The organism is Eisenbergiella porci (genome assembly GCF_009696275.1).
Classification (GTDB): domain Bacteria; phylum Bacillota; class Clostridia; order Lachnospirales; family Lachnospiraceae; genus Eisenbergiella; species Eisenbergiella porci.
The window spans coordinates 1-22,775 of the sequence record NZ_VUMI01000049.1 but is presented as its reverse complement, the minus strand read 5'-3'; the positions used below and the strand labels follow the sequence as shown (position 1 = coordinate 22,775).

Genomic DNA, 22,775 nt, shown 5'->3' with positions numbered 1-22,775 from the left:
TATGAAACTATCAGGTAAATGAGGAGAAGTATAATGCATAGAACTGTGATGGGTGCAGGTGAAGGAATCCCAGAAATAATGGATGAAATCGGAAATAGTGATGGTGTGTTTCCTCAGAAAATTAATGGGATTTCACAAGAATACGGAATAAGCAGTACAGTGAAAATGAAATATGCAGAAGGCGGGAAATGCCCTTACTGCAGAGCTGACAGCGAAATAATCGAAACACGGTATTGGGAAAGCATGAAAAGTCCAGTTCGGCGCCGGCAGTGTAAGGCCTGCGGGCAGCGATGGGACACCGTCGGGATAAGGATTAAGGAGCGTAGGAATGATTATTAAGACGATTGCAATTATAGTCTGCTGCATTATCGCAGCGGGGTACATACTGGCCGTGGCCGCTTGCATCAGGATGCGGCACGAGGACGGTTTACTTGACTGATAGGGAGGTGATACCGATGAGCAATGAAATAAAAGATTTTACTGAAAATGACGAAAAAAAGTGGTATCTCAGGGGCTATGAGCGGGCTATCCGGGATATGAAGCGAAGCGAGGAACGGATCCGGGAAATGCGGATTAACCGGATATGCCCTTCTGTTATTGCTGACGGGATGCCACATGCTTCAGGCGGTTCTGATTTATCTGGTTATGCCGCGAGGCTGGATGAAGAAGAGCGAAAATACCAGAAGGCCAGATACCTAAGGATTAAAAGGTGCCAGGAAATATCTGATAAGATAGAGCGCCTTGTGGACGAAGATGAAAAGGATGTTCTTTTTTATCGATACATCAAACTGATGAAGTGGGAGGATATCTGTGTAGAGATGCACTATAGCTGGAAATGGATACATAAAATACATGCCAGGGCTTTAGAGCACTTCATTTTGTAAAAGTACATGGAAGTACACACTACACCTATGATATAGTGTAAGCAGGTTAAATGACAGACGCCATTGACCTCCCCATAACCCCAATACATTTTTTTAAAGAAGCATCCTGTGTAATGCAGGGTGTTTCTTTTTGTCGGAAAATGTTCAAGATTATAACAAAGATATTCAAAATAAAGTTGAACTATCAGAAATAAGGTGATATTATATGGCTATAAATGTAGGGGGATTATGCGATATGGAACAAAATACAATTGCTGTAATATGGGATTTTGATAAAACTTTAATACCAGGTTATATGCAGGAGCCAATATTTAGTAAATTTGGAATAGATGCCAATGATTTTTGGAATGAGGTAAATTCTTTACCTCAGAGATATGCTGAGTTAGGAATAAGGGTAAACAATGATACGATCTACCTAAATCATATGATTACTTGTGCTAATCAGGGTATATTTCCAGAACTAGATAATGAATTACTGAAAAAATTAGGAAAAGATATTGAGTTTTATGAAGGAGTTCCTGAAATTTTTCAGGCATTAAAAGATATTATAAGAAATGATGATAAATATACAAAATTTGGTATACATGTAGAACATTATATAGTTAGCACTGGCTTGACAGCTATGATTAAAGGGTCTAAAGTAAATAATTTTGTTGACGGTATTTGGGGATGTGAGTTCATCGAGACTCCGTTTAGATCTAATTTGGAGACTAGAGTCGATGAAGTGAGGAAAAAAGATGTTATTCATCAAACAGGGTATATCATAGATAATACTTCTAAAACAAGAGCAATATTTGAAATAAATAAGGGTGTAAATAAATTTGAATACATAGATGTTAATAGCCGTATGGACAAAGATGATAGAAGAGTACCTTTTGAAAATATGGTTTATATTGCTGATGGGCCTAGCGATGTTCCTGTTTTTTCATTATTACAACAGTATGGCGGAAAGACTTTTGCTGTTTATCCAAAAGGAAACATAGAAGCATTTAATCAAGTAGATGGGTTGAGGCGAGATGGGAGAATTGATATGTTCGCTGAAGCTGATTATTCAGAAGGAACAATGGCTTATATGTGGCTAACTCAAAGCGTGCTTGATATCGCGGATAGAATCTATAATAGTCACGACGAGCAACTTAAAAGTCGAGTAAAAACTCCACCTAGACATTTGATACCAAGATTAAAAGAGAGATGAAAAGAGAGGGCGATATTGCCTTCTTTTTTCTTTCCCAAAACAAACACGATTGAGAGGTGGTGGTGTGTGGCAAGGCCAAGAAGCCCGAACCGGGACAAAGCATTCCAGCTGTGGGAGAACAGCGGGAGAAAACGAAAGCTCAAAGATATTGCCGAAAAGCTGGGAGTATCAGAAGAGCAGGTTCGGAAATGGAAGAATCAAGATAAATGGGATAAAGTAACGTTACCAAAAACGAAAAGTAACGTTACTAATCATAAAGGCGGACAGCCTGGGAATCAGAATGCTCTGGGGAACAGAGGCGGAGCCGCTCCTCCCGGCAATAAGAACGCCGTAACACACGGAGCATATGAAACAATCTATTTAGAGGCCCTTCCGGAGGAGGAAAGGGCCATTTTTAATGCAATTCCCGATAGTGATGAACTGGACGGAGAAATCCGGCTGCTGCGCTTGAAACTTTCCCGGTTGATTGCCCGGAATGAAATTACTACTTTTGATATGTTTGGAGGGGCGCATACGCGGGAGCTGACGGAAGGAGAGAGGGAGAAGGGAATACTGGAAGTCACGGCGGAAATCAGAAAGCTGATAAAAACCAAAAAACAGATTCAGATTGCAGAGCTTAAGGCAAATCTGGATGGCAGCGGGGAAGAAGTCGCTGATGATGGATTCCTGGATGCCCTGAATGGTACGGCAGCGGAGGACTGGGCGGATGAAGAAGGTTAACCAGATATTTCATTTCAAGCCATTCTCTCAGAAGCAGCGGAAAGTTCTGAACTGGTGGTGCGATGCATCCCCCGTGAAGGACTATGACGGCATTATAGCCGATGGAGCAATCCGATCGGGCAAGACAATAAGTATGTCGCTGTCATATGTGTTGTGGGCTATGACGCGATTCAACGGCCAGAACTTTGGAATGTGTGGCAAGACCATTGGCAGCTTTCGCCGGAATGTATTGTTCTGGCTTAAGCTGATGCTGCGGAGCCGCGGCTATAAGGTGGCAGACCATCGGGCGGATAACCTGGTGATAGTCTCCAGGCATGGAGTTGAGAACTATTTTTATATCTTCGGGGGAAAAGATGAACGTTCGCAGGATCTCATCCAAGGTATCACTTTGGCAGGGGTCTTTTTTGATGAGGTTGCGCTGATGCCGGAATCCTTTGTCAACCAGGCAACAGGCCGCTGTTCCGTGGACGGAAGCAAGTACTGGTTCAATTGCAATCCGGATGGGCCGTATCACTGGTTCAAGGTTGATTGGATTGATAAAGCTATCGGATATATCGGTAAAGAGAAAGTCAGGAAACTTCAGGAGACAGCCGCAAGGGAAGGCAAGGAAGCCGGCCTGAAAAAGCTCCTATATGTCCATTTCACAATGGACGATAACCTGAGCCTGTCCGAAGAGATTAAAGCCAGATACCGGAGCAATTACAGCGGCGTATTCTTCAAACGCTACATACTTGGCTTATGGGCTATGGCCGAAGGCATTATCTATGACATGTTTTCTGAAGAGAGGCATGTTAAGAAGATAACTGAATTTTTCCAGCTGCTTACAGATGGTAGCAGGTACGTATCTATTGATTATGGTACGCAAAATGCTACAGTTTTTCTCTTGTGGAATAAGGGCTGTGATAAGAAATGGTACTGCATTCGTGAGTACTATTATTCCGGCCGCGATAAAGGCAGCCAAAAAACAGACAGCGAATATGCAGATGACTTGAAGAAATGGCTGGAGGGGACCCCAATAAGGGCCGTGATTGTGGATCCGGCGGCAGCTTCCTTTATTGCGGAGCTGCGGAAGAGAGGGTATACCGTCATAAAAGGTAAAAATGATGTGCTGGACGGTATCAGGCTGGTGGCCTCCCTACTCCAGAATGGGCAGCTTGTGTTTGCAGATAACTGCCAGGGGACGATAAAAGAATTCGGAAGCTATATCTGGGATGAGAAGGCGGCCGAACGTGGGGAAGATAAACCAGTGAAGCAGCATGACCACGGAATGGATGCCGTCAGATATTTTGTATTTACAATACTTGGCACGAACAGAGCCAGGATTAAAAATAAACAGAAGTTGGGGCTGCATTGAAAGAAGGTGATAAATTGAGACAATTCACAATACCTGCAGAGACATATGATGAACGCAATCTGAATAAACGTGATATCCTGCATCTGATACAGAAGCATAGGGCCTGCATACCGCGCCTTGAAACGCTTGAGAAATACTATGGCGGGCAGCATAAGATACTGTCAGAGAACAGGGCAAACAAACTTGTGTGCAACCATGCGAAGGATATTTCTGATACCGCAAGTTCCTATTTCATCGGGAACCCGGTGGCATATAAAAGTGATCAGGATATTACGCCGCTAACGGATGAACTGGAAAGCGCTGGTGCTGATGAGGCAGATGGAGACCTTGGCCTCGACCTTTCTGTGTATGGTAGAGCCTATGAGTATATCTATGCAGCGCGGGAGGCCGCTGAACTTAGAATTAAGAATCTTCCTCCCCAGAACACTTTTATTGTGTGTGATGATACCATAGAGAAAAATGAGTTATTCGGCGTATACTATTATCCAAAAATAGATGATACCGATAAAACCAATATCCGGTATGCTGCTACGGTGGTGACGCAGAATTATAAGTACGTTCTGAACATTCAGGACACGGAGGAGATACAACCGCTTGTCGAAACTCCGGAGCCCCATTTCATGGGAGAGGTTCCTATTATTGAATATCAGAATAACAAGCTGGAGATTGGGGACTATGAGCTACAGATACCTTTGATTGATGCGTACAACGCCCTGATGAGCGACCGTATTACGGACAAGGAGCAATTCATAGATGCCATTCTTGCAATCTATGGTACACTGCTGGCAGATGAAGATGAAACCACGGTACAAGAGGGAGAGGAAACAAATTCCCAGGCGGCAATGAAGCGGATAAAAAAAGAAAAGCTTCTGGAGCTACCGGATGGCTCAAAAGCTGAATACCTTACCCGCACCTTTGATGAATCTGGCGTTGAGATTTTGAAAAAGGCTATCGAACAGGATATCCATAAGTTTTCGCACATTCCATGTATGACGGATGAAGCTTTTGGCGGGAATGTCAGCGGCGTGGCTATGGAATTTAAATTGCTCGGGATGGAAAACATAACAAAGATAAAGACCAGGTATTATAAAAAGGGGCTGCGCAGGCGGCTCCGTATTTTTTCCAATTACCTTAATAAGCGCAGCGGAGTGAACATTGATATCAAGGCGATAAAGCCGACATTTACTCGGGCATTGCCAAAAAACCTGCTGGAAATCAGCCAGATAACAGTTAATCTATGGGGGAAGGTAAGCCGCAAGACATTACTGTCACAGATTCCCTTCGTAGAAGATCCGGAAGAGGAGCTGAAAGCAGTAGAGAAGGAAGAGACGGAGGCATTCGAGAAGCAGAAGGAGGCCTTCGGGCTTGGCAGCAACACTCCTCCGGATGAAAAACAGGAGGATGAACCGCCTGAAAAGAAGAAGCGCGGTGATGTAGATGAGTGATTACTGGGCCCGCCGGCAGGCCCAGCGCATGTTTGAGTACATGGCTGAGGCAGAAGAGGTTGCCGATGAGATTTCAAAACTCTATCTGAAATCATCCAGATATCTAAGCTATGAATTGGATAAGATATTCAGCAGGTTTCGCCGCAAACACCATCTGTCAGAAGCGGAAGCGCGCCGGTTGCTGAATAAGATGCAGAACAAGGCGTCTCTGGATGAACTGAAGCGTGTCCTAAGCGAAGAGAAGGACGATGCAGTAAAGGCGGAATTGCTGGCAGAACTGGAAGCTCCTGCGTATCAAGCGCGTTTGGAGCACCTGCAGCAGAAGCAGAACCAGATTGATATGGTGATGCGGGAGGTATACGGGCAGGAAAAGGCGCGTAACACCAGTTTTTACGTGGATTTGGCAAATGAAAGCTTTTACAAGTCAATGTTTGATATCCAACAGCGTGTAGGGTATGGCTTTTCCTTCTCCACAGTAACTGCTGAAAAGATTGATAGGGTACTGAACAGCAGATGGTCAGGGATGAACTATTCCGATCGCATCTGGAGGAACACCACGGGCCTGGCACAGACGTTGAAGGAAGAACTGCTGTTAAGTCTGGTGACCGGAAGGACAGACCGTGAAACCGCTGAGATAATCCAAAACAAGTTTGCGATCGGTGCAAGCATTGCCCGCCGCTTGGTTAGGACGGAAGCATCCTTCCTCGCGAATGAGATGGAGGCGGAAAGCTACAAGGAATGCGGAATAGAACGCTACATTTACGTGGCAACGTTAGATGTAAGAACCTGTAAAGAAGATTGTGCGCCGCTGGATGGAAAGGACTTTCCGGTTGCGGAGAGAAAAGTCTCAGTCAATTACCCGCCAATGCATCCTTGGTGCAGATGCACCACGATAGCCTTCATCAAAGCGGAGGATTTAGCCCGGATGAAACGATGGGCCAGGGACCCCGTGACGGGCAAGACGATGTATGTCCCGGCAGATATGTCATACGAAAAGTGGCATAAGAAGTACGTGGAAGGGAACCCGGAGGCGGAACTGCAGGAGCGGATGGCAAAGAACCGTTCCAAGGACAGGACTCTGCACAAATCCTATGTGCGGTTACTTGGGAAGGATGCACAGGAAAGACTGGACGATTTCCAGCGGATAAAGTATACTGATGCTGAGAAGTGGAAGTATATGAAGCTGGATTACCGGCGCCGGAATGAGCTGGTTAAGCATTCGGAGAAAAAGCTGCCGGGTGTTGATAAGGCCGCGTTACCGGATAGAAAGTTCACGCACTATTTGTTCGGTGGAAGCCACCCGGGAGGGCTGGCAAAAGGTGCAGCGATTACAAGCAGGCTGGGATACGATGCGGAGAATTGGAAAGAGTTTCAGGCAGAAATCAAATCCAGAGCCGGAGAGTATGCTGCAGTTCCCAAGATGATAGACCAGTATGGCACGCGGTATGAACAGAAGATGATTTTATACGGCAAACTTGGGAAGCCGGCCAATGTGATTATCGGATGGAATGTCAACCACGAGGGTGCTGCAAGCATGGCAAGCGCGTATATAAAAGAGGTGAAGTGGGATGAGGAAGATTAAAGAGTTTGACCGCGTGCTGCTGAAAGATGGCAGAGAAGGTGATGTGATGGAAGTGTTCCCTGACGGTTCGCTTATTATTGATGTAGGCAGTTCAGCGGATGACTGGGAAACACTGTATGATAAAACCATTGAGGATGTAGAATCAATAATTGATGAATGAGCCACCGGATAATACCGGTGGTTTTCTTATGCTCTGAAGGAGGTGAGTTACATGCGGGTAAAAGTAATCAAACGATATAGTGATGTGATGCTTGGTGTTATCAAAGAGGCAGGAGATATCCTTGAGGTATCGGAACAGAAGGCACAGCATCTGGTGAACGAAGGTGTTGCTGTCGTCATAAAAGAAAAACAGACAAAGGAACCGGCAAAGTAGGAAGGCGGTGATCCAATATCTCGGAGCTGTCCGTTAAACAGTGCGACAGGCGCGCGAGAAACCGGGCGTTATTTTTGTGCCTGGAGGTGACGAAGTGAAAGAATTTGAAAGCGAAACTGTCAGGCCTATTAAGAACACCTGCCAGCCATATTTCCGGAAACATTACAGACCTGAGTATAGCTGTCAGTGTGGCAGGAAACTTGAAAAACTATGGTTATATTGTCCGTATTGTGGAAAGGCAATTTCCTGGGATGATTAACATACAAGGCAATGGCCCGGGCGCTGAACGGGCTGGGGCGGAAAGGAAGAATCATGAAATATAAGACAATAAGGTATTTGGGAAGATGCAGAGTCCCGATGAACATTCAGTTTTTTGCAGAAGGAGACGGAGACGGTGCCGGGGCCGGAGGAGAAAGCAGCAATGGTGGCGGAACCGGAGACGGAAATACAGGGGAAGGAAATGGAGGTAACCAGCCAAAATCATTTGACGATTGGCTGGCAGCGAATAAAGAGTATCAGGCGGAGTTTGACCGGCGTACACAGAAGGCTCTCAACACGCAGAAAGACAAACTGGAAGTACTCTACAGTGAGAAAACCACAGAGGCTGAAAAACTGGCTATGATGACAAAGGAAGAGAAAGCCCAGTACCTTGCCCAGAAGCATGAAAAGGAGCTGGCTGAACGGGAAGCAGGCATTACCCGCCGTGAGCTGATGGCAGAAGCCAAAAATACACTGGCGGAAAAAAAGCTGCCTGTAGGGCTTGCAGAAGTGCTTAATTACACTGATGCAGATTCCTGTAATAAATCCATTACGGCTGTGGAAAAAGCCTTTCAGGAGGCAGTACAGGCAGCCGTGGAAGAGAAACTAAAAGGTGGAAAACCTCCGAAGGCTGCGCCTGGTAGCAATGAAACAGACCTGGCAAAGCAGGTGGAAAAATTAATGAGAGGGGAAGTATAATCCCCGGAAAGGAAGGTATATAAATGCCTATTAATACTTTAGCAACAGCAACACTTTTCAGGGATACCCTTGATAAGGTGGCTATGCAGGATGCCGTAACCGGATGGATGGACGCAAACGCCGGACGGGTAATTTATAACGGCGGGGCAGAGGTAAAAATACCGAAGCTATCCGTCCAGGGTCTGGGAGACTATGACCGTGATAACGGATACCAGCAGGGCGGCGTAACCCTGGAGTATGAGACCCGCAAAATGACACAGGACAGAGGGCGTAAATTCCAGCTGGATCCTATGGATATCAATGAAAACAACTTTGTAACTACGGCAGCAGCTGTAATGGGAGAGTTCCAGCGCATGTATGTGATACCGGAAATTGACGCATACCGTATTTCCAAGATTGCTACGGAGGTAATCGCTGCCAAGAAGGCAGGAATGGTATCTTATGGATACACTCCTGGAGCAACAGGAACATCCGCCTTACGTAAAGTAAAAGAGGGGATTAAGGCGGTAAGAGAATCCGGATACAATGGTTCCCTTGTTATACATGCAACTCCGGATTTTATCATGGAATTGGAGTTAGAGCTGGCTGGAAAAATTTCCGCTGTGACCTTTTCTAAGGGAGGCATTGACACGCAAGTTCCTGCCATTGACGGTGTCCCTGTTGTATCTACACCCGCAAACCGCATGTATACAGCGATTACTATCTATGACGGAAAAACAGAAGGGCAGGAGAAGGGCGGCTATGTGAAGGGTACTTCTGCACTCAACATTAACTTCCTGATTACTCCCAGGACGACTCCTATCTCCATTACCAAACAGGATATTATGCGTATTTTCGATCCGAGTATCAACCAGAAATTGAACGCATGGCAGATGGATTACCGGCGCTTCCACGATATCTGGGTACTGGACAATAAAGTGGATGGCATATATCTGAATATCAAAGATGCGGATCCTTCTGCGGGCTGATGGAGGTAGATTATGATACTGAAAAAGGATAATGTAGAACGGATAGCAGAAACAGAAACTGCCATCCGGAAACTCATGAGGCAGGGATTTGAACCGATTGGGGAGGATGCATTTAATAAGGATAACAAGGAGAATCCTGATAAAGCGGATAAACCCCTGGAAGGTATGACTGTCGCAGAATTAAAGGCCCTGGCAAAAGAGAAGGGATTGGAAGGGGTATCCGCCTTGAATAAAGAGGATCTGCTGGCTGTCTTAAAGGATGTGGTCTGATGGCTGACAATCTGGGAAAATTAAAGATACTGACCGGGGAGAATGATGATGCATTGCTCTCCCTTTTGCTGTCAGATGCCGAAGAACATGTACTGGCTTATACAAACCGGACTCATATCATTCCGCAACTGGAAAAGCCTGTCCGGGACCTGGCTCTGATTGCCTATAACCGTAGGGGAACCGAAGGAGAGACTGGTCGGAATGAGGGCGGCGGCAGCTACAGCTTTGAGTCTGCCCCTAAACAAATATATGATGTGCTGAACCGGTTCCGGCTGGTACGGGTTGGAGGTAGAACCTATGAGAATGAAGCAAAGCACGCTGAAACAGTACCACCTGCGGAACCGTAAAGTAGAGAGGGATCGGGAAGGGGTGCCAATTGAAAGCTTTGGGGAAGCCGATCCGTTAATGATGCAGGTCTGGCCCGCGGGCGGGAAAGTGCAGACGGAGCAGTATGGGGACCGGGTTAGTTATATTTTAAACTGTCGGGTAGAGGGCAAATATAGTCCTGTGGTGGACAAAGACGGACTGGTGTACCAGTTTGAGGGCTTCTACCTGCGGGAAAAGGACGGGATATGCCTCTATGCATCCCCGGACAGCCCGCCGGATTATCGTATCATTGCGGTTAAGCCATACCAACCGCTGTATATGGAGGTGGAGAGGATTGTCCATTAATAGACTTGATTCCCTTATAAAAAAGATAGACAGACTTGAAGATATCCCTGGCGGGGCACTGCGGGTAAGTGTAGCAAGGCAGACGCATATGGTTTCAGACGAAGCGAAAATTCTATGCCAAGAAAATAGCGGAGAATTACGACAAAGTATACATTCCTATTCAGAAGTCATAGAAGGCGGTGTAAGGGGTATCTGTTATACCGCGAAGAACTATGCTCCATATGTGGAATTTGGAACGGGGCCAGTGGGGGACGCAAATCATCAAGGGATATCTCCGGCAATAAAACCTTCTTATGTTCAGCATGGGTGGGGAATACCGGCATATGCTATTGACCGCAATGATGCAGTTGAAAAGTATCATTTTAAGGAAGGGGTATATGAGGACAGTAATGGTTTCAAATACTTGTACTACTATACTAATGGGCAACCAGCACACCCGTTCATGTACCCGGCTTTGAAAAATAATGAGGATAAAATCATAAAGAATCTGTCAGCCGACCTACAGAAGGAGTTTAAGAAGATATGAAAAATGTAAAAGACCAGGTGTACGAAGCCCTGAAAACGGTGCTTGAGAATGTATCGGACATCTATCCCAGCGACTGGGCACACCTGCCCACAATCCAGTATGCGGAGGAGGATAACAGCGTATACGAACGGACGAAGCAGGGAGAGCAGAAATCCCGTGTCAGATACCGCATTGATATCTGGAACGGCGGGAGTACTTCGGAAGCTGCCCTGAAGGTGGATGAGGCTGTGGCCGCGCTGGGGCTTGTCAGGACAGGCTGCCAGGATGTTCCGGATCCTTCCGGGCTACGACATAAAAAGATGAGGTACGAGGGCATTATTGATATGAACTCAGAGCTTGTATATTGGAACAATTAAGAAGAAAGTGAGGAATAAAGCATGTTAGCGAATGGAGCAGAACTTGGTGTGAAAAAAGGTGAATCTGCGGAATATACGGATCTGCCTGGGCTGCAGGAAATCCCGGAGGTGGGCAATACCCCGGAGAAGGTGGCTATCACCGTACTGAAGGATAAGGTGAAAAAGTACGATGTAGGAATTGGGGATGCCGGGGAACTGGTATACAAGTTCCTGTATGATAACTCAAAGGCAGATTGTCCTTACCGTACACTGCGTGCAATGGAAGCCGCCGGCAAAGTCGGATCCTTTTGCGAAACGGACGCTGACGGTACGAAAATACAGTTTGACGCAAAAGTATCCGTGAAGCGTACCGGTGGCGGTGTCAATGGTGTAATCCAGTTTGATGTGACGATGGCTTTGCAGAGTGAGATTACCATTGTGGACCCGGCTTAAGATGGAGGTTATGAAAGATGAATTATTTCCCGGAAGAAAAAGTGGTATCAATCGAGGAAGCTGCAGAGAAAAAAGAGGAAGCAGCTGCTGAGAAGAAAAAAAGTATAGGTTTTGCTGTATGGAATGTAGGAGACACCGGATACCAGCTGAAACTCAGTACTGCGGGTATCAAAGAGCTGGAAAGCCGGTACAAGACCAATGTTATCAACCTGATGCAGCCGCATGACGGTGAATCAATGCCGCCGTTGACCGTAATGTTGGATGTCGCACACGTTGCCATGAAGCCCTGGCACCACAGTGTCAAGATGAAAGATGTGGAAGCATTATTTGACCGTTACATGGAGAACGGTGGATCCCAGTTGGAGTTCTATGCTGGCGTGTATATGGAAATCTTTATGGTAAGCGGTTTTTTCTCCAAGAGTCTGGCGGAGGACCTGTCGGAAACGATGGGGAAGGCCAGGGAAGAGATGTAACACCTGATGATAGAGTTACGGACGTCATAGAGGGGCTGTATCCTGGATTTCTTGAGCTGGGATATAGCCCTGAAGCTTTCTGGGGTTACAGCATTGCTGAGATTATGGATGTAATGACTGCCCATCGGAAGCGGGAAGAACGCCGGCAGAAGGAAAAACTGGAAGAGTTTAAGAACCTGGCGGTTGCTCTGCAGATTCAGGCGCTACAGATAGGGCAGGCATTTGGCGGTATCGATGAAGCGCATCCGCTTAGAACGGTTGAGGTTTATTATCCTTCCTTATTCCCTAAAAATGAAGAATCTGAAAAGAAGAAATATCAGAAGCAGCTTGAGGAACGGAATGCCCGCTTAAGGGCAGCGGCGGCGGAACATAACGCCCGGATCCGGGAAGCCAAAGGAGGTGAACCATAATGGCAGAAGGTACAACGCTGGAAAGGCTGCAAGTAGTTATCGAAGCCAAGGCAGAAGCCTATAAGAAAGAAATCGATGCGGTAAAAGCCAAAACTGAGAAAGTTACTGCGGCAGTTAATAAGTGTACGGAACGTATCCATGATGCCGTTAATAAGGTGACCACCGGTTCCGCGGGGAAGGAAGTTGACGCTCTTACAAATAAACTGAATAAGCAGACAGAGGCAATCAATGCACAGGCCGCAAAGGTGGAAAATCTGAGGAATAAGTTGGATGCCATGAACAGCGGCGGGGCAAGGAATAGTTCCGTTTCCTTCCTTGAAACGGAGCTGAAAAAGGCAGAGAGAGCGCTGGGCGCTGTTGACAAGGAAATGCAGCCGCTGCTGTCTAAGTTGTCTGAAATGCGCTCCTGGGAAGCGCAGGGGCTAAAGCCTCATGGCCTTGATGAAGTTATACGGAAGATTGATGAGCTGAATCCGAAGTATGATGAACTTGAAAATAAGGTAATTGACCTGAACCGGAAACTGGAAGAGGCACGGATGAACCCGGAGAGCACAGCGGAAGTGAAGAAGCTTGCCGCGGAACTGGAACTTGCCACGCAGAAACTTGACCGTCTCCGCGGGGAAGCCGCCCAGACGCAGGAACGGCTTGAAAAAGCCGGCAGCGGCGGAGCGTCCGGTATGGAACGCTTCCGGAAGGCCATGAGCGGCACTGCAGCTGTGATGGATAAGGTGAAGGGGAAAATTGCAGGAGTTACGGCTGGCCTGCATAAGCATAAGAGCGCCGCGGATGGCTGCCGATTCAGCGCCGACAAGTTGTCAAAGAGCATCTTCCGTCTGGGGAATATGTTTAAGCTGATGCTGATAAGGCAAATCATGCGCAGCACAATAGAAGGGGCAAAGAAAGGTTTTGAGAATCTGGCACAGTACAGTGATTCGACAAACCAGTCTTTGTCCCTTTTGCATTCCAGTTTAATTCAGCTTCAGAACGCATTTGCAGTCGCGGCCGCACCGGTGTTAAACATATTTGCTCCGGCGCTGAATCAGATAATCCAGCTTGCCATTACGGCAGCCAATGCGATAGGACAATTGTTTGCAGCCTTAACTGGAAAAGGAACTGTAATACAGGCAGTAGGCATCAATGAGGATTATGCGGCCAGCCTGGACAAGACCGGGAGCGCGGCCAAAAAGGCGGCAAAGGATATCAAAAATGCAACGCTGGGCATTGATGAGCTGAATTTTATTCAGCAGCAGCAGGACTCTGGCGGCGGAGCGGGAGGCGTATCCCCTTCCGACATGTTTGAAACCGTGGAGGTGGAAGGCAAGTACAAAGACCTGGCGAAGAAGATTAAGGACATCACTGGAAAGTTGTTTGCACCATTGAGGGAAGCCTGGGATCGGGAAGTCCAGTATGTGATGGATTCCTGGAAATACGCTCTTGGAGAAATAAAAAAACTGGCAAAGGATATCGGAAGGGATTTCTTGACAGTTTGGAACCAGGAAGAAACCATTCAGATATTTTCTGATGTGCTTCATATCATTGGCGATATAGGACAGATAGCAGGAAATTTGGCAAAAAACTTTCGGATGGCATGGAATGAAAACGAAACAGGCTTAAAAATTCTTGAGAATATCAGGGATATTTTTGCAATTGTAATCAGGCATATCCGAAACGCTGCAGATGCCACTGTAGAATGGACGAAGACATTAGATTTTAAGCCGTTTATGAAATCATTCGAAAAATTTACTGCGTCTATAAAACCTGCTATTGACGCTATAAGTGGGACGCTGGAAGACTTCTATATCTATGTATTATTACCTTTAGGAAAATGGACATTGGAAAATGGGCTTCCTGATTTACTTGATATCACTTCAGATTTGGCAAATAGTATCAATTGGCTTCGGTTACGTAACCTGATGAAACAGTTTTATGATGTATTATTGGATATATCAAAACTCGTATTCAAAGGAATGCTAAGCTTTTATCGTGATTTACTTGTACCTATTGGAAGGTGGGTGATGAACAAAGGCCTGCCTTCCTTACTGGAGGTACTGATTGACTTTGGGAAAAAAATAGACTGGAACGGGATAAACGTTGCGCTTGAATCATTTTTTGAGGCCATATCAAAATTTGTAGTTGGCATAGGTGGAGGGCTTATTGAGCTTTCTCTTGGACTTGTAGATGTATTAAGCCCGGTTTTAGCTGATATTATCAATGGCGTTGCCAAAGCGCTTGACGGATTATTCAGTGCCTTAAATAAAATACCTGATACCGTCCTGGCTGGTATAGCCGGGGCAATAGAGGGAGTATTAGTTACTTTCATTACGTATAAGACCGTGACAACAGTTATTGATGCAGTTAGCTTAGGAATTACAGGCCTATATGTAGCGTTAGACGATTTTTTTAAAGCAGCGGCAACATGGATGGCTACTAATCCGATACTTGCAATGGCAGGAAGCTTAGCGATTATAACAGGTGCGCTAATAGCGGTATCAAACGCAGCACAAAATAACACACCGATAGGACAGTATGCAGATAAGGTGCATGAGCTTTCTGAAAAAATAAACGCCAATTCTCAAAGGATCAGCGAAAATGCACAAATCGCAAAAGACTATGTGGACAATGCCGGTTTTGCAGAAATAGAAATGGCCCGCAACCTTGCGGATCGTTATGTGGATCTTGCGAATAAAACAAATAAAACAGCAGCAGAAAAGCAATTATTGAAGCAGTATTCTGAGGATCTGGTGGAATTAATACCGGAACTGAAAAATTATATCGATGATGAAACCGGGGTCTTAAATATACAAAAGGACACACTCCAAGGGCTAATTAATAAAACAGAAGAATACTATCGGCTGCAGGCGGCAAAGGATAAACTTCTTGACCTTTACAAAGATGAACTGGATGCAAAATTGAATCTTAAGGACAGCACAGACCAGCTTTCAGAAGCACAGGCAAAGTATAATGACATGCTTAACAATTATAATGGCCGTAGCGCGGATTTATATGAAGCTAAAAATGCTTTCGATGAAGCTAAACTTGCGGTGGAAAACGCGAAAAAGGCTTATGATGATATAGAAGATTCAATTTTATATGTCAGTGAAGCTTATACAGGAATGCAGACAGCCATGAGCAGCATTGATTATGCTTCATCAGTCTTGGATGCATCGAATGCTATCAATGAATTGCATGGTATTTGGGGGGATGATGGCAAACAAATACTTGGACAGGATGCGTTAGATATCTATAACGAAATTCAGAACGGCCTAAATCCGGATGATGATGGCTTTTATGAGCTTGGAAGCGGTATTATGGTTCGGTACGGTACGGGAATGAAGGACGGGGCCAAAGAATTCCAGGCAACCTTATCGGATAAAGATTTAATTGATTTGGAAGCTATATTGCCTGATGGATATCAGGTTGGCAATGACAATGGCCGTTTTGTAGTGGAAGGGTTCGATAAGGGAATACGAGACGCGGCAAAAGACAGTACGGCCATAAACGATTGGACGAGTGAAGGGAAAGCAGGCTTAGAAGCGGCATGGGATATTAATTCCCCTTCGCAGGTTTCCTGGCAGGAGGGTGCCTATGTGGTAGAAGGCTTCAACAATGGGATTCTGGATAATATGGAATCCACCAATGAGGCCATAACTACATGGTTTGAAAGTGTATTTGAACTATTCGGACAGGATAAGTGGGGCGAAGTCTTTATCCCTATGACAGAGGCTATTCAGAACCAGTGGAACATAACATCTGCATGGTGGAGCGAAGAAGCACTGCCTGTGTGGTGGGAGGAAGGCGTTACGCCGTGGTTCACTCAGGAAAAGTGGTTTACAATATCTCAGGGAATGAGTGATGGTATAATGAAACGCTGGAATGATTTCTCCGTCCTGTGGAAAACAGGTTTTACTAAGTGGTGGAATGAGAGTATCATACCGTTTTTCACTGTTGAAAAGTGGCAGGGATTTGGAAACAATATGAAAGATGGCATGTATACTGGTTTCAAAGGGATATCGGAAAAAATCAATGATACTTTGAATGGCATTTTATCGGCATTTGAAAGTGGATTGAATAAAGTTATATCTGCCGCGAATACCTTTATCAGCGGGTATAACACTATGGCTCAGACTGCTGGTGTCAGCAAAATGGCAAATCTGAATACTGTAAGCATAGGGAGTGTATCAGCTTATGCAAACGGCGGATTCCCATCGGAAGGCAGTTTGTTTATTGCAAACGAGGCAGGGCCTGAACTTGTAGGCACGATGGGAAGGCGAACAGCAGTAGCCAATAATGACCAGATTATACAGGGTATAGCATCAGGTGTATCGGTAGCAAACCAGGATGTGATTTCTATGCTTACCCAGATGATGAAAATACTGCAGGCGATCCTTGAAAAAGAAGGTATCGTCGTATTTGATACCAGAGAAGGCCTTGAAGCTTTGAGTGAACGAAACAAAAGAAATGGAATAGTTTTTACGTAATGATGGGGCACCTTCGGGTGTCCCCTATTTATTGGAAGGAAGTGAGAAAATGGCGTATATCTACGTGAATGGAGTAGAGTTCCCGTATCCGGCCCGTGGATGCAATATAATCGTTACCACACCGGTTGACAGCACAAGGAACGCAAAGGCCGAGGTGGTTGCGCAGCGGATCGGCCGTGACCAGTATAAAATTAACGCGCTTGTCTGGCCGATGCTGACTGCCAAGCAGTGGAAATTCATATTGCAGGCATTTTCTAATTTTTTCGCAACGGTGACATTTCCTGACCCGGTGACAGATGAGTATATATCTCTCAAAATGTATCCAGGGGACCGGTCAGCAGAGCCTTACTGGGTGGATAAGGATGGGAAGCCTACCACTTATGTGAATTGTAAAGTAAACATTATAGATTGCGGGGTATAGGGATGCAAAATGTAAGTAAGCAGTATAAGCAGTCCATGAACAGCATCCTCCGTAATCCCGGGCATATCAATGTGTATATTGGAGTAATCAATTCCGAAGCGCAGAAGCATGTTGGCGCTGCCGATAGCCGAAACCGGTTCACATACTTTTCAGATGCGGATGCCCCATTTACAGGAACGGCTATAGACCATATTTACGCAACGGCTGAACAGGACTTTACACTGGCTGACGGCAAGAAATATTTCCTTCCCCGTGACCCGGCAAAAGTGATTTTTTCGCAGGGAATTGTAACGGAGGATTTACTGGGGACGGTGTATATCAGCTTCGGCGGCGTGACGGGGCTGGATATCAAGGGGCTGACAATAGATTTCGGTGAGTGTTATCCCACAGATTTTGTGATTGAGAACGACCAGGGCGCGCATTCCTACAATGAGAATACAAAATCATGTTGGTCAACACAGGATGTGTTCCGTGGGACGTCTTATTTCCGCATCACGCCTTCAAAAATGGTGAATGGGCAGGGAAGGCTGCGGATATACCAGTTTGTGTGTGGCATAGCCAATGCCTTTACTGACTCTCAGGTGATATCCTACAGCATGAAAGAGCATGTATCCCCAATCACTGACAGCCTGCCAAGCTGGGACGTATCCCTGACGGTTAATAATTACGATGGATATTACAATCCGGATAACCCGGACAGCGCCCTGGCTTTTATGGAGATAGGCCAGGCTGTGAATGTCAAGTTTGGTTATGAGTTGGATGACGGAAGCATAGAGTGGCTGCCGCCGCAGAACAGTTACTTGAAATCATGGTCTGCGGATGAGCAGAAAGCCAAGTTCACGGCGACGGATGTGTTTGACTACCTGGATGGGACATACCGGCGAGGAAGGTACATGCCGCAGGGTATCAGCCTATATGACCTGGCGGAGGATGTATTCCGGGATGCCGGTGTGGAAGAGTATTACCTGGATCCATATCTGAAAAGGGTTATGGCATACAATCCCATACCTGTGGTTAAGCACACGGAAGCGCTACAAATGGTTGCCAATGCCGGCCGCTGTTCCCTTATGCAGAGCCGGAACGGGACTATCCAGATTCGTAGCTCCTTCATACCAGATATGACATCATCCAGTAATGGGGAAACAGAATACAGTCACGTAAGCAAAATATTAAAAGATGAAAAGAAGGATGCCTATGCACTGCAGAGTAATGATTTCTCGGTGGCCGACGGCAGCCTTTATTTTATGCCGCGGGACGGAAATTACCTAAACACAGGATTTATCAGTAGCGGAATAGCAGATGAAAACGGCATGTTTCAGGAACCGCCAGAGATTACGATAGATTTGGAGGCGGCATTTGTTGCTTACGGCCTTTTAATCCGATTCCGCAATGTAGCTCCGGAAGAATTCCAGATACGGACATATAATGCTGGTGTGAAAGTGGCCGAATGGACGGTATCGGACACGGAACTGGTATATGAAACGCAGGAACAGATGCAACTTTTTGACCGGATGGAGATTGTGTTTACCCGCGGACATCCCAACAGCCGGATAACGGTGGACAATATCTTGATTGGCGACATTACGGACTATACGCTGACCTATGGCGGCGGAATGCTGTTATCAGTAACCGGGAAAAGAGCAGATAAGATTCAGAAAATTTCTGTGAAACGGACTGTATACCGGGAAAATGAGGAAAACAAAGAACTAAAGTCAGAAGAAATAAGTATATCACCGGAGAATCCAGAATATACAGTCTATTTTACGGCGGCCAGTTATGACTTGGCGGCGACCGTGGTGGATAATGAAAACGTAAACTGTCAGATTGTGGACAGCAGTAATTATTATGCTGTTCTGCGCTTCAGCGGATTATCTGCCGAGACCGTTGTGAAGTACAGCCTTACCGGCCGTGAATACCTGACGGATGAGAATTATTATACTGTTCAGCATAACCAATCAGGGAAGGTGGTTGAGTGGAAGAATCCGCTGATAAGCACCGTGGAGCAGGCCAGTGACCTGCAGGTATGGCTCACGGAGTATTACCTGGGGGATGTGGAGTATGTGCTGAAAACCCGCGGCGATCCCCGAATTGATGCTCATGACTTATTTTACCTTAAACAGGATGAGGAGAGGGATGCGCCCATGATTCGCGGTTATGAAAATACGCTGAAGTATTCCGGCGGATGGAACGGGCAGATGAAGGCGAGAAAGGTGGTGCTGCACAATGGAAATAGAACGGGTTGAATCGGCGTTTAACGGTGTAAGGAAAGGCCTGGAGCGGATCGGCGCTGAAATGTATACCGGAAGCCATGAAGCGCCTGAAAAAGCCGGAGAATACAACCTGCGGGTATCTGCTTATGATGATGGCGGGAATGTTGCTATTGCAGATAAAACGGTGGGTGTGACAAAATGGCATGCGCCAAAGACCAATTGGCAGCCGACCGATCCGGTGAATATTGAGGATTACAATCGGATAAAAAATAATCTGGAATTCCTAAACGAACGTGCTTCAGAGCTATATGCCGCCTTCCTGGTGCAGGACATGGGAGCTGATAAAATAGGCTATCGAACGGATTACCATGCTGATGAATGGAACCTGTTTGAGCAGAACCTGGATACTATAAACAAACATATATTTACGCAGGATTATGGGCCGACAGTCAGATTTTTTGACAACGGCCCATTTATTGACTGGGAAGAATTGAATAGGCTTGAAGGGGCAATCCTGCAGATGAACATATTATTAGATAACCTGGAGGCCGGTCTGGCACGGTTGAGTTTCCGCTTAGGGGACTGGAAAGGAGTAAAAGTATAGCATGGCAGTTAAAAGAGTCGTTGTAATAGTTAATGGAGTGGAATCGGAACTTTCTTATGATTCAGCATCCGGGAAATATTTTAAGGAGTTAACGGCGCCTTCAAAATCTTCCTGGAATAATAACAGCGGACATTATTATCCAGTTACTGCGAAAGCAGAGGATACAGCCGGAAATATGGCTACTGCAAATGATACACATGCAACCTTAGGGAATTCATTGAAACTGGATGTTGATGAAAAAACATCACCGGTATCCACAATTACTTCCCCCACGGCAGGGCAGAAATTAATCAATGCGAAACCTACAGTCTCATGGAAAGTAACGGATAATGATTCCGGAGTAAATCCTGATACGATTGCAATAACAATTGACAGTGGCAGCAAGGTAACTGCAGGAATTACTAAGACAGCTATCACAGGTGGATATCAGTGCTCCTATGCTATTCCTTCAGCACTTGCAGATGGTTCACATACAGTAAAAGTAGATGCCACAGATTATGATGGGAATAAGGCTACGCAAAGGGCAGTATCATTTACCGTGGATACTGTACCGCCTCAGTTAAGTGTGACCAGTCCTACGAACAATCTGGCAACCAATAACAAAACGGTAACCGTGGCAGGAACTACAAACGATGCGACCTCTTCTCCTTGTACTGTGACTGTAAAACTGAATTCCGGTACGGCCGCAGCGGTAGAGGTGGGAAGCAATGGCGCTTTCAGCACGACATTAACCCTGGTAGAAGGGACAAATACGATTGTAGTTACATCCACAGATTCTGCTGGTAAAGTTTCAAGTGTAACAAGGACTATTCTGCTTGATACAAAGGCACCTGTAATCAAAGAAGTTACATATTCAAAGAATCCTGTATCAACCGGAGAAGTATTTACGATTTACGTAAAAGTGGAAGATTAAGAATAGAGGTACTGCTATGGGAGTAATAATAACAGCAGTCAAAATAACCCCCAATCCAGTAAAGGTAGGCGAAAAATATACAGTGGAAGTAACCGTAAAAGAAACGGTTCAGGAACCGAATATGTATCGCCTGCCTTACCGGCTGGGCACAAAGAAAGGTGGATTAAAATAATGGCGAAAGCAACGTTACCGACAAATTATCAGGACGATGTCCTGAAATCAACAATGGGAGGGAAAAGACGGTATACCTTTACTGATAACAGTGACGGCACAAAGTGTCTGGAGGATGCAACTCAGTATGAAAAAGTAGGGAGCAATTTCGGCGCCGCCGATATAAATAAGACCAATGCAGCGGTTAATGCGGCTGCAGATGCTTCAAAGATTATAGATAATGTTGACGATATAGCGGCTAATACGCAGGCCGGCTACATGATGGGGGCACTGGCAGGTAAACAGTTAATTCAGAATTTAAACGGGTTCGCCTTTAAGGAAGAAAAAGGCGTTAAGTACGTAAGAGGTGCTGATTCAGTGTGGGTCCCGTTGGGTAGCGCTCTATTCGGAGAAATTATCCTTCCCAGTAGTGCAAATGTAGCTGTCAGCTATGAGTTGGGTTTCAGACCATCGAAACTCTGCATAATGAGCAATAGTGAAACTTATAGTAGTAGCGTTGTATGGCGCTATGAAGCCACTCGTGGATTTACGGAACAATATAGCTATAATAGTTTTGATGGATCGTCATATACCAAAAATAAATGGCTTACTATAACAGATACCGGATTCACAATAACGCTGAGTGGTTCGCTTCACAAAGGGGAACAGGCCCGATATTTTGCGCTTAGGTAATGCGGGCGTTACGATATGCCAATGATTCTGTAAGCAATCCCACCTTCATAATTCTTATATTCGTGCGTAACACTTACACTTGAATCGGATAACTTTTCGATTCTTATTGAAGACCAGGCATTATTATAGGCTAAAGCCCATTTAATTTTTCCGAGCGTCATTTTGGATACGGGAATTAAATTCCCGTACATATAAGCTCTGTAATTAGGTAGATTTTTTTCTACTTCAAATTCAATGCATAAGAATTTATATCTACTTAATGGGCGCGATAAAGTAATTGATTCAGTTGTTGCTGTTCCTTTTCCGGCAATGCTGTCTGTCAAATAATCCCATGTGGATAGTAGGCTCCCTAAATTCTGATTTAGCTGCCGACTGCTGAGTGTCGGAGAAAGAGAGAAGATATGAATGACATAGAAAAATATAAAACATATGAATTGGTGGAAGAAATAAAGAAGAGAGAGGGAGTTACCTGCCAATGTACGGAGCCTTACCAAAACAATGAAATTTTGGTAAATGGCCCCGCCATTGTTCTCATCATTACCGATTAGCCGACTCTGCGGTACCTATATCTGTTTTTGATAAAATCAGCATGGTATGTACCTTTAGAAGATGCCGACATAAGTCCGTTATACACGGATGAAGGTACATCATAATATTCGTAGACAGATCCAGAGTGAAAACGAATATAC

General features: G+C 45.5%; 29 protein-coding genes. 27 read left to right on the top strand and 2 right to left on the bottom strand.

Going from position 1 to position 22,775, the window contains the following annotated elements; all coding sequences use genetic code 11:
- Positions 1-33 precede the first annotated feature (33 nt).
- The 26 genes from FYJ45_RS22320 (at position 34) to FYJ45_RS22200 (ending at position 22,086) form a co-directional block, all read left to right on the top strand.
- On the top strand, positions 34-339 hold the full coding sequence (locus FYJ45_RS22320) for an NrdR family transcriptional regulator (protein WP_154467289.1): 306 nt from the start codon (positions 34-36) through the stop codon (positions 337-339).
- A gap of 116 nt (positions 340-455) precedes the next feature.
- The gene (locus tag FYJ45_RS22315) at positions 456-884 is read left to right on the top strand and encodes a hypothetical protein (RefSeq protein ID WP_154467288.1); all 429 of its coding nucleotides are present in this window, start codon (positions 456-458) and stop codon (positions 882-884) included.
- Between the two features lie 205 nt (positions 885-1,089).
- Positions 1,090-2,079, top strand: a complete 990-nt coding sequence (locus FYJ45_RS22310) for a haloacid dehalogenase-like hydrolase (RefSeq protein WP_207708445.1) — start codon at positions 1,090-1,092, stop codon at positions 2,077-2,079.
- A 66-nt stretch (positions 2,080-2,145) separates the two neighbouring features.
- Entirely contained in the window at positions 2,146-2,799 is a 654-nt protein-coding gene (gene terS, locus FYJ45_RS22305) for a phage terminase small subunit (RefSeq protein WP_321170288.1), read from the top strand.
- On the top strand, positions 2,786-4,153 hold the full coding sequence (locus FYJ45_RS22300; RefSeq protein ID WP_154467286.1) for a PBSX family phage terminase large subunit: 1,368 nt from the start codon (positions 2,786-2,788) through the stop codon (positions 4,151-4,153). Before terS ends, FYJ45_RS22300 begins: the two co-directional genes overlap by 14 nt.
- Positions 4,154-4,167: 14 nt before the next feature.
- Positions 4,168-5,598 carry a phage portal protein gene (locus FYJ45_RS22295; RefSeq protein ID WP_154467285.1) on the top strand — a complete coding sequence of 477 codons (1,431 nt, stop codon included), beginning with the start codon at positions 4,168-4,170 and terminating at the stop codon, positions 5,596-5,598.
- Positions 5,591-7,180: a minor capsid protein gene (locus tag FYJ45_RS22290; protein ID WP_235930958.1), complete on the top strand. Its 1,590-nt coding sequence runs from the start codon at positions 5,591-5,593 to the stop codon at positions 7,178-7,180. Before FYJ45_RS22295 ends, FYJ45_RS22290 begins: the two co-directional genes overlap by 8 nt.
- Positions 7,167-7,340 carry a hypothetical protein gene (locus FYJ45_RS29790; protein WP_195841939.1) on the top strand — a complete coding sequence of 58 codons (174 nt, stop codon included), beginning with the start codon at positions 7,167-7,169 and terminating at the stop codon, positions 7,338-7,340. The genes FYJ45_RS22290 and FYJ45_RS29790 overlap by 14 nt, the downstream gene beginning before the upstream one ends.
- Positions 7,341-7,391: 51 nt before the next feature.
- Entirely contained in the window at positions 7,392-7,553 is a 162-nt protein-coding gene (locus FYJ45_RS22285) for a hypothetical protein (RefSeq protein WP_154467284.1), read from the top strand.
- 312 nt (positions 7,554-7,865) lie between these two features.
- Positions 7,866-8,510: a DUF4355 domain-containing protein gene (locus FYJ45_RS22280; RefSeq protein ID WP_154467283.1), complete on the top strand. Its 645-nt coding sequence runs from the start codon at positions 7,866-7,868 to the stop codon at positions 8,508-8,510.
- A gap of 23 nt (positions 8,511-8,533) precedes the next feature.
- Positions 8,534-9,478 carry a hypothetical protein gene (locus tag FYJ45_RS22275; protein WP_154467282.1) on the top strand — a complete coding sequence of 315 codons (945 nt, stop codon included), beginning with the start codon at positions 8,534-8,536 and terminating at the stop codon, positions 9,476-9,478.
- A gap of 12 nt (positions 9,479-9,490) precedes the next feature.
- Complete coding sequence (locus tag FYJ45_RS22270; protein ID WP_154467281.1) at positions 9,491-9,748, top strand: Rho termination factor N-terminal domain-containing protein; 258 nt, start codon at positions 9,491-9,493, stop codon at positions 9,746-9,748.
- Positions 9,748-10,095, top strand: coding sequence for a phage head-tail connector protein (locus FYJ45_RS22265; protein ID WP_154467280.1), 348 nt, complete (start codon positions 9,748-9,750; stop codon positions 10,093-10,095). The genes FYJ45_RS22270 and FYJ45_RS22265 overlap by 1 nt, the downstream gene beginning before the upstream one ends.
- On the top strand, positions 10,046-10,420 hold the full coding sequence (locus tag FYJ45_RS22260; protein ID WP_195841938.1) for a hypothetical protein: 375 nt from the start codon (positions 10,046-10,048) through the stop codon (positions 10,418-10,420). The genes FYJ45_RS22265 and FYJ45_RS22260 overlap by 50 nt, the downstream gene beginning before the upstream one ends.
- Positions 10,410-10,946 (top strand): HK97-gp10 family putative phage morphogenesis protein, encoded by a 537-nt coding sequence (locus FYJ45_RS22255; protein WP_195841937.1) that lies wholly within the window; start codon positions 10,410-10,412, stop codon positions 10,944-10,946. Before FYJ45_RS22260 ends, FYJ45_RS22255 begins: the two co-directional genes overlap by 11 nt.
- A complete protein-coding gene (locus tag FYJ45_RS22250) occupies positions 10,943-11,302 on the top strand; it encodes a hypothetical protein (RefSeq protein ID WP_154467278.1) in 360 nt (119 codons plus the stop codon). The genes FYJ45_RS22255 and FYJ45_RS22250 overlap by 4 nt, the downstream gene beginning before the upstream one ends.
- A 21-nt stretch (positions 11,303-11,323) precedes the next feature.
- Complete coding sequence (locus FYJ45_RS22245; protein WP_154467277.1) at positions 11,324-11,734, top strand: phage tail protein; 411 nt, start codon at positions 11,324-11,326, stop codon at positions 11,732-11,734.
- A 17-nt stretch (positions 11,735-11,751) separates the two neighbouring features.
- Entirely contained in the window at positions 11,752-12,207 is a 456-nt protein-coding gene (locus FYJ45_RS22240; RefSeq protein ID WP_154467276.1) for a DUF6096 family protein, read from the top strand.
- Positions 12,208-12,311: 104 nt separating this feature from the next.
- Positions 12,312-12,617 (top strand): hypothetical protein, encoded by a 306-nt coding sequence (locus FYJ45_RS22235; RefSeq protein ID WP_154467275.1) that lies wholly within the window; start codon positions 12,312-12,314, stop codon positions 12,615-12,617.
- A 368-nt stretch (positions 12,618-12,985) separates the two neighbouring features.
- Positions 12,986-17,095, top strand: a complete 4,110-nt coding sequence (locus FYJ45_RS22230; protein ID WP_154467274.1) for a hypothetical protein — start codon at positions 12,986-12,988, stop codon at positions 17,093-17,095.
- A gap of 49 nt (positions 17,096-17,144) precedes the next feature.
- Positions 17,145-17,516 (top strand): hypothetical protein, encoded by a 372-nt coding sequence (locus FYJ45_RS22225; RefSeq protein WP_154467273.1) that lies wholly within the window; start codon positions 17,145-17,147, stop codon positions 17,514-17,516.
- Between the two features lie 2 nt (positions 17,517-17,518).
- Positions 17,519-19,759 (top strand): hypothetical protein, encoded by a 2,241-nt coding sequence (locus FYJ45_RS22220; RefSeq protein ID WP_154467272.1) that lies wholly within the window; start codon positions 17,519-17,521, stop codon positions 19,757-19,759.
- Positions 19,740-20,330: a hypothetical protein gene (locus tag FYJ45_RS22215; protein WP_154467271.1), complete on the top strand. Its 591-nt coding sequence runs from the start codon at positions 19,740-19,742 to the stop codon at positions 20,328-20,330. Before FYJ45_RS22220 ends, FYJ45_RS22215 begins: the two co-directional genes overlap by 20 nt.
- Before the next feature lies 1 nt (position 20,331).
- Complete coding sequence (locus tag FYJ45_RS22210) at positions 20,332-21,243, top strand: Ig-like domain-containing protein (protein WP_154467270.1); 912 nt, start codon at positions 20,332-20,334, stop codon at positions 21,241-21,243.
- A gap of 16 nt (positions 21,244-21,259) precedes the next feature.
- Entirely contained in the window at positions 21,260-21,415 is a 156-nt protein-coding gene (locus FYJ45_RS22205) for a hypothetical protein (RefSeq protein WP_154467269.1), read from the top strand.
- Positions 21,415-22,086: a hypothetical protein gene (locus tag FYJ45_RS22200; RefSeq protein ID WP_154467268.1), complete on the top strand. Its 672-nt coding sequence runs from the start codon at positions 21,415-21,417 to the stop codon at positions 22,084-22,086. The genes FYJ45_RS22205 and FYJ45_RS22200 overlap by 1 nt, the downstream gene beginning before the upstream one ends.
- Positions 22,087-22,094: 8 nt before the next feature.
- Here the strand turns inward: FYJ45_RS22200 and FYJ45_RS22195 are convergent, their stop codons facing one another.
- The gene (locus FYJ45_RS22195) at positions 22,095-22,409 is read right to left on the bottom strand and encodes a hypothetical protein (protein ID WP_154467267.1); all 315 of its coding nucleotides are present in this window, start codon (positions 22,407-22,409) and stop codon (positions 22,095-22,097) included.
- Positions 22,410-22,487: 78 nt separating this feature from the next.
- Between FYJ45_RS22195 and FYJ45_RS22190 the strand changes: the two genes are divergently transcribed.
- Complete coding sequence (locus FYJ45_RS22190; protein WP_154467266.1) at positions 22,488-22,634, top strand: BC1881 family protein; 147 nt, start codon at positions 22,488-22,490, stop codon at positions 22,632-22,634.
- Here the strand turns inward: FYJ45_RS22190 and FYJ45_RS33285 are convergent.
- Positions 22,631-22,771 (bottom strand): KTSC domain-containing protein, encoded by a 141-nt coding sequence (locus FYJ45_RS33285; protein WP_321170290.1) that lies wholly within the window; start codon positions 22,769-22,771, stop codon positions 22,631-22,633. The genes FYJ45_RS22190 and FYJ45_RS33285 overlap by 4 nt on opposite strands.
- Positions 22,772-22,775: the final 4 nt, after the last annotated feature.